Annotated in this window: 3 protein-coding genes; 2 read left to right on the top strand and 1 reads right to left on the bottom strand. The window is 40.7% G+C overall.

Features of this window, described 5'->3' with window-relative positions:
• Together F6K22_RS23910 and F6K22_RS23905 are read left to right on the top strand one after the other, a co-directional pair.
• Positions 1 to 3,698: Ig-like domain-containing protein (locus F6K22_RS23910; RefSeq protein WP_293103649.1), on the top strand; the 3,698-nt coding region annotated here is incomplete at its 5' end.
• A gap of 392 nt (positions 3,699 to 4,090) precedes the next feature.
• Positions 4,091 to 7,018, top strand: a complete 2,928-nt coding sequence (locus tag F6K22_RS23905) for a cadherin-like domain-containing protein (RefSeq protein WP_293103646.1) — start codon at positions 4,091 to 4,093, stop codon at positions 7,016 to 7,018.
• Positions 7,019 to 7,238: 220 nt separating this feature from the next.
• Here the strand turns inward: F6K22_RS23905 and F6K22_RS23900 are convergent, their stop codons facing one another.
• Positions 7,239 to 7,574 (bottom strand): hypothetical protein, encoded by a 336-nt coding sequence (locus tag F6K22_RS23900; RefSeq protein ID WP_293103643.1) that lies wholly within the window; start codon positions 7,572 to 7,574, stop codon positions 7,239 to 7,241.
• Positions 7,575 to 7,783 lie beyond the last annotated feature (209 nt).

Here is a 7,783-nt window from a genome sequence, read left to right as displayed (position 1 = left end):
TGACAGAAACACCAACCCCAACACCGACAGAAACACCAACCCCAACACCGACAGAAACACCAACCCCAACACCAACAGAAACACCAACCCCAACACCGACAGAAACACCAACCCCAACACCAACAGAAACACCAACCCCAACACCGACAGAAACACCAACCCCAACACCAACAGAAACACCAGAACCAACACCAACACCAGCACCAACACCAGCACCAACACCAGCACCAACAGAAGTTATCCAAGTTAGAGACGATAATGGCAACCTCATTGGTCTGATTATTAACGGTGTGTTTGAGCCATTGCCGACACCATCTCCATCGGAACCAATACCAACTGCTTCACCAGTACCACCTCCACCACCAATAGCTGTAGATGATGAAGTGACAACAAATCAAAGTCAAGCCGTTAGTTTTAATGTTCTCGAAAACGACATCGATCCTACAGGAAATGAAATATTTGTCAGTAACTTTAGCTTGCCGACAAATGGATCGTTAGTTGAAAATGGCACAGGTACTTTCACTTATACTCCTAGAGAATTCTTTATAGGAACAGATAGCTTTAGTTACGAGACAACTAATGGAACAACAAGTTCCCTAGCGACAGTTAACATTAGGGTTTTCAATGAAGGAGCGCCCATCAGAGTCGAAGGAGTATTCCAAGGCACCCCTAATAATGAATTTTTAATAGGTAGTGACCAAGTAGATGTAATATTTGGAGCTGGGGGTGATGATAGCATCTTCGGTGAAGCTGGCAATGATGAAATCAGAGGCGATGCAGATAATGATATTCTGAACGGAGGTCGAGGCAATGATATAGTTACAGGCAACCAAGGAAATGATAACGCCCGTGGTGGGAAAGATGATGATCTTGTTTTAGGAGAAGATGGTAATGATGTCTTGTTTGGCGATCGCGGTAATGATACTGTAAGTGGAGGTGATGGTAGAGATAGTGTATTTGGTGGTAAAGATAACGATAGTATTTCTGGTGATGCAGGAGATGACTTTGTATCTGGTGACAGAGGAGATGATGCTGTTTCAGGTGGGGATGGTAACGATAATGTTCTTGGTGGAGAAGGGAACGACCTTGTTCGTGGTGATGCGGGCGAAGATTTTGTTAGCGGTGGTTCGGGTGTCGATCGCCTGTTTGGAGATGAGGGAAATGATACCCTCTTTGGTGAAGAAGACAATGACCAAGCATTTGGCGGTTTAGGCAACGACTCAATATTTGGAGGTTTAGGAGCAGATCTGCTGAGTGGCGAGGAAGATAACGACACTATAGATGGTGAGGATGGTAACGACCAAGTTCAAGGAGATTCTGGTAACGACTCTTTAGTAGGAGGTTTAGGTACAGATACCCTTATTGGTGGTGAGGGAAATGATACATTTTTGATTAGTCCTGAAAACGGTGGGATAGAAATTTTTGAGGCAGATGTTATTGCCGACTTTAATGGTAATACAGACCTAATTCGTCTAGGAGGTGGTCTTGGTTTTAATGATTTAGTTATCTTCCAAAGTCCTACTTCAGGAGGTCGTGATACCATCATTCAGAATGGTTCTGATGGTCCATTCTTGGCTATCTTAGTAGGAGTTGATAGTAATACTATTAATTCTGGTAATTTTATTGGTGCTGGTGGGTTTCCACCACCGGTAGACCCGGTAGACCCGGTAGACCCGGTAGACCCGGTAGACCCGGTAGATCCAGTAGACCCGGTAGATCCGGTAGACCCGGTAGATCCAGTAGACCCGGTAGATCCAGTAGACCCGGTAGATCCGGTAGACCCGGTAGACCCGGTAGATCCAGTAGACCCGGTAGACCCGGTAGACCCGGTAGACCCGGTAGACCCGGTAGACCCGGTAGACCCGGTAGACCCAACACCACCCCCTATTCCCAACCTTCCACCTAATGCGCAAGATGATGAGGTAACAACTAGCCAAGATACATCTGTAGAGTTCGATGTCTTGGAAAACGATTCCGATCCTGAAGGTCAACCACTGACACTAACTGATTTTTCTTCAGTTTCCAATGGAGAATTAGTGGTGAAAAGTAATGGAATATTTGAATACACCCCGGATAGTGACTTTGTTGGTACTGATAGTTTCAGCTACACTATTAGTGATGGCGAAGGAGGAAGCGATAGTGCTAATGTGACAATTACAGTTAATCAACCGCCAGAGCTAGTTAACAATACTGGTATAGTAGTAGAAAAAAGTTCAGGTATACGGTTCATTACTGATGATAATTTACAAGCATCAGATGCTGACAATACTCCTGGTGAGTTAATTTACACAATTGCAGATGCTCCAGATTTAGGTGAACTAAGAATAGGAAGCAACCCCCGGTTACGAGAGGGAGACACCTTCACTCAACAAGATATTAACGATAACTTACTACAATTTACTCCCGATGATGCAGCAGGTAATGACTTTTTCAGTTATACCGTTGCAGATACTTCTGGCGGTCAAGTTCCTCTAACTTCATTCAGCATCGGTATTACAGATGATACCAAAACATTAACTAATGAAGCTGATAACTTCACTGGTACTGCTCTGAGTAATAATATTTTAGGTTTAGCTGGGGATGATAGCATTGATGGTCTAAGTAGCAGTGACTATATTAGTGGAGATGAAGGAAATGATTCTATTTTTGGTAACTCTGGTAATGACTGTCTATCTGGTGGCACTCAACAAGATACTATCCGAGGAGGAGATGGCAGCGACAGCGTATTTGGTGGTGATGGTAATGATAGCATTTCTGGGGATACAGGAAATGACCGTCTCTTTGGGGAAGCAGGTAATGATAACTTACTAGGAGGAGATGGTGGCGATAGTATTATCGGAGGAGAAGGTAACGACTCTATTCTGGGAGCAGATGGGGGAGACACCATAGCTGGTAATGCAGGTAATGATACTATTCGCAGTGGAGTTGATAACGACTCTGTAACTGGAGGAGAAGGTAGCGATCTAATAGATGGTGGTACTGATAACGATACTATTAGTAGTGGCGCTGGATCGGACACCGTTGTAGGAGGTTCAGAAAACGACTCAATATTTGGAGAAGATGGTGATGACTCAATAGTGGGTGATGATGGTAACGACACTATAGATGGTGGTTCAGGTCAAGATATCATTCTTGGTGATATAGGAGATGATTCTATCCAAGGTGGTGATAATAACGATCGGATTGATGGTAGTGTTGGTAATGATACTATGGCTGGAGGATCTGGTTCTGACAGATTGACAGGTGGTGCGGGGAATGACTTCTTCTTCTATGAGGTCGCTGACCAAGGTATTGATACAATTGTTGATTTTGATAGTAAAGGTGATGATACATTCCTGTTTACATCTGCTAACTTCGGTGGTTTAACTAACGATGGTTTTTCTAGTGTGATTCTCCAGAACGAAAATGTTGGTTCTGAAGGTCTGAGTATTGCTGATGCAGAATTGATTATTTTTGAAGGCAAGTTTGATAATGTACAAGCAGTTAACGCTGCTTTAAATCTACAAAATGGATCGAGCGATCGCCCTGCTTTCTTTGTTTACTTGAATGGTCAACGTAACAAGTATGTGCTTGGTTATGATACAAGTTTGGCTGATGATAGTCTACCTGCTTTTGAGTTGGGTATCCTCCAATCTATTGAACCTGGAGAAGACCAAATTTCAACTATTATTGAGGCTGATGATTTTGACTTTATATAAGAATTAGGGAGTAGGGAGTAGGGAATAGGGAATAGGGAATAGGGAATAGGGAATAGGGAATAGGGAAAAACTTTTTATTTTCTTCCATTTCTAAGAGAAGAAGGAATTAAGTAAAAAATTTCTATTTCTTTACCTTTCTCAATAAAGAACTGGGAATAGGGAACAGCGAATAGGGAAAAAGGAATTAGGTCAAAACTTTCTATTCCCTTACCTTTCTAAAAAAGGAAGAGGGAAGAAGGAAGAAGGAAGAAGGAAGGAGGAAGTAGGAATTAAGTAAAAACTTTCTATTCCCTTACCTTTCTAAAAAAAGAAAAAGGAATGTTGATTAGACTACTCCCTACTCCCTACTCCCTACTCCCTAACCAAAAAAATAATTATGAGGAAAAATCAAGATGACAAAAAGAGTTAAACAACAAGTCGAACTACCACCACCAATTTTTATTGAAGGTTTAGGAGAGGGAACTCTTCTGAGTGACTCCATAATTGGAAGTCTAATAGCAGATACAATTTTAGCATTGTCTGGAGATGATACAGTTTTTGGACTAGATGAAAATGATGCTCTCCTAGGGGATGAAGGTCAAGACCAAATGAACGGCAATGCAGGAGATGATTTTCTCGACGGAGGTCTCGGAGATGATTGTTTACGGGGGGGTAAAGATTTAGATACTCTCCTAGGAAATAGTGGTAACGATATATTATTTGGCGATCGCGATAGTGATACTATCTTGGGAAGTGAAGGTGATGATACTATTTTTGGAGGTAAGGATAATGATAGTATTGTGGGTGGTGGAGAAGATGACCTATTATTTGGCGATCGGGGCAATGATGTAGCTGATGGAGATATTGGCAATGATACAATAGTTGGCGGTGCAGGTGACGATCGCTTATTAGGAAATGATGGTGGAGATACCTTGTTTGGTGAAACAGGTAGAGATACTCTAGAAGGAAACACAGGAGATGATGTACTTTTAGGCGGAAAAGATGCAGACTCCCTAGAAGGAGGAGTCGGTGCAGACTTTCTGTCAGGAGATATTGGTGCAGATACAGTGACAGGTGGTACTGGGCAAGATACCTTTAATATTTCATCCAACTCAGGAGGTCCTGGAGTTAGTAGTGCAGATGTTATTAATGACTTTAGCAATGAAGATTTAATTGGTCTCAGTAACGGTTTGACCTTTGAAAACCTAAGTATTTTTGCATCAGAAGATAACCCCGATAATACAATTATTAGTGTAGGTGGTACTAATGGTGATTTCTTAGCAGTATTAGTAGGGGTTGAAAGTAGCACTATTGACTCTAGTGATTTTGTAACAGTCTCACTACCTATACCCACTCCGACGCCAACCATAACACCCACCCCGACGCCAACCATAACACCAACACCAACACCAACCGTAACACCCACCCCGACGCCAACCGTAACACCAACACCAACACCAACCGTAACACCCACCCCGACGCCAACCGTAACACCAACACCAACACCAACCGTAACACCCACTCCGACGCCAACCGTAACACCCACCCCGACGCCAACACCCTCTAACCTGCCACCGGAAGCAGAAGATGATAACTTCAGCACTAATCAAAATGAACCATTAACTATTACTGCTCAAGAATTGCTAGAAAACGACTCCGACCCAGAAGGAGATCCTCTCAGTATTTCCGCTATAGGTAGACCGGAAAACGGATCGTTAGTAGAAGAAAATAGTACAACCTACACATATACTCCCAATGTTGGATTTCTAGGAGATGACAGTTTTAGCTATAGTATTAGTGACGGGAATGGTAATTCCGATACTGCTCAAGTCAACATCAAGGTCAATGACCCACCTCAACTCGTCAACAACCGAGGTATTATCGCTGAAAAAAATGGACCCAGACAAAATATATTCAATACCAATCTTTTAGTTACAGACACCGACAACACAACAGCAGAAATTACCTACAACATTATTAGAATACCAACACAAGGTAATCTTAGGTTAGTTGATGAAACTCTTAATCAAGGTGATACTTTCTCTCAAGCTGATATTAATAACAACTTAATTCTATATAATCCAGGTAGTACAGCAGGTAATTTTCCTTTTTCCTTTTCTGTTTCCGATAGTGATGGTGGAACTATTCCCAGCACATCTTTTAGCATTACAGTTGTGGATAATGTCACTGAAGGAGGCAATGCCAATAATACCATCAATGGTACTCAACAAAGTGATTACTTGATAGGAAATGCAGGCGACGATACTCTTAGTGGTCGTGGTGGAGATGATGTTTTAGATGGAGGGTCTGGATCGGATTCTTTATTAGGTGAAACTGGTAACGACTCTTTATTTGGAGCAGAACAAACTGATACATTATTGGGAGGAGTCGGTAACGATACTCTTGACGGTGGTGCTGATAATGACTCTTTGTTAGGAGAAGACGGCAGCGATCTGTTATTAGGAGCAGAACAACAAGATACTCTTGCAGGTGGACTGGGTAACGATACCCTTGACGGAGGTACAGGTAATGATTCTCTATCTGGTGCAGATGACAACGACTCCCTATTGGGTGATGCGGGAAATGATACTCTCACAGGTGATTCCGGTAACGATACTATTGATGGGGGTGCTGATGATGACCGTATTCTAGGCCAAACTGGCAGCGATAGCTTATTTGGTGGGCCAGGTAATGATAGGGTTATTGGTGGCATCGGTGACGACTCTTTGGGTGGTGGTGCAGGAGTTGACACTCTTAATGGTAATGAAGGGAACGATTTTGTCCGTGGTGATGAAGGTAATGATTCTATCAATGGAGATTTAGGAGATGATACATTAAATGGAGGGTTTGGTGCTGACAGATTAATTGGTGATGAGGGAAATGATGCCTTCTTTTTTGAAGTTCCCAATGAAGGAGTGGATGTGGTTACTGATTTTAATGGCAGTAATGCAGATGTATTTTTGTTTAGATCGAATAATTTTGGTAATTTAACTAATCCTCCTGGTACTGCTACAGAATTTTCTAGTGTGATAATTTCTCTGGATAATTTAGGTTCACAAGGTCAAGATATTAGCGAACAAGAACTGATTATTTTTGAGAATACATTTGAAAATGTACAGCAAGTCAATTCTATTTTGAAAAATCAAAATGGTTCTGGTACAAGTCCGGCATTCTTTATTTATGTAAATAATAGTTTGAATAGCAAAGTTATTTTAGGATATGACCCTAATCTTGAGGATGATGCTAATCCTGCTTTTGATTTAGCAGTCCTTAATAATATTCCGGTTTTTCCTGATGGTATTAATACTACTATTGATTCTTCGGACTTTAAGTTTATTTGACTTTTAGAGAAGTCGTAGGGGCGATTCGCGAATCGCCCCTACAAATGGTGTATAATATCATGTCCGGATAATTAGTTATAAAAAAGTTTTTGTTTGTAGTTGGGCTTTAGCCCTATAAATATCTATGTTTCGGGCTAAAGCCCAACTACGAGCTTTAATTATCACTATTCAAACGGACATGATATAATTTGCTATTTTGCGTAAGTCCTGATAACTTCTTCTATCTAAGATGACGAATAAATTTTTTTCTGCCACTCCAAAGACCTAATCCTACCACAAAAAATAATCCGCTAATTAAAGTAGGTTCAGGTGTCCCTGCATAATCCTTAACTTTATCTATTAAGTTACAATCGATAGTAGATTCTTGAGAATATTGAGATGTTTGAGTTAAAAATTGTGATAAATTAGAACTCTCAGAAGAATTACTATTAGTAGCTAAATTACTATTATTGTCAGTAGAATTTATGACAAAAGCTCCTACAGGCAGCTTGGAAGAAAATCCTACACTTATAATTAAGCTAACCACAACTACTTGTAAAAATTGATGAATTTTCATTGATTGATACTCCAAATAAAGTTAAAAGTCAAAAGTAAGAATTTACCGAAAAATTAATAATTAATAATTAATAATTAAATAATTCGCGCCTTGAAGCCTCCCCTTGGATAGGGGAAAACAAAGAAAATATTCCTTATATTCAATTCCCTAACGGTTTTAACCAGAGGTAATTATCAATTATCAATTATCAATTATCAATTATCCATTAA

The sequence above is a fragment of the Okeania sp. SIO2F4 genome (genome assembly GCF_010672385.1).
Lineage (GTDB): Bacteria > Cyanobacteriota > Cyanobacteriia > Cyanobacteriales > Microcoleaceae > Trichodesmium.
This window is presented reverse-complemented; position numbering and strand designations above follow the sequence as displayed.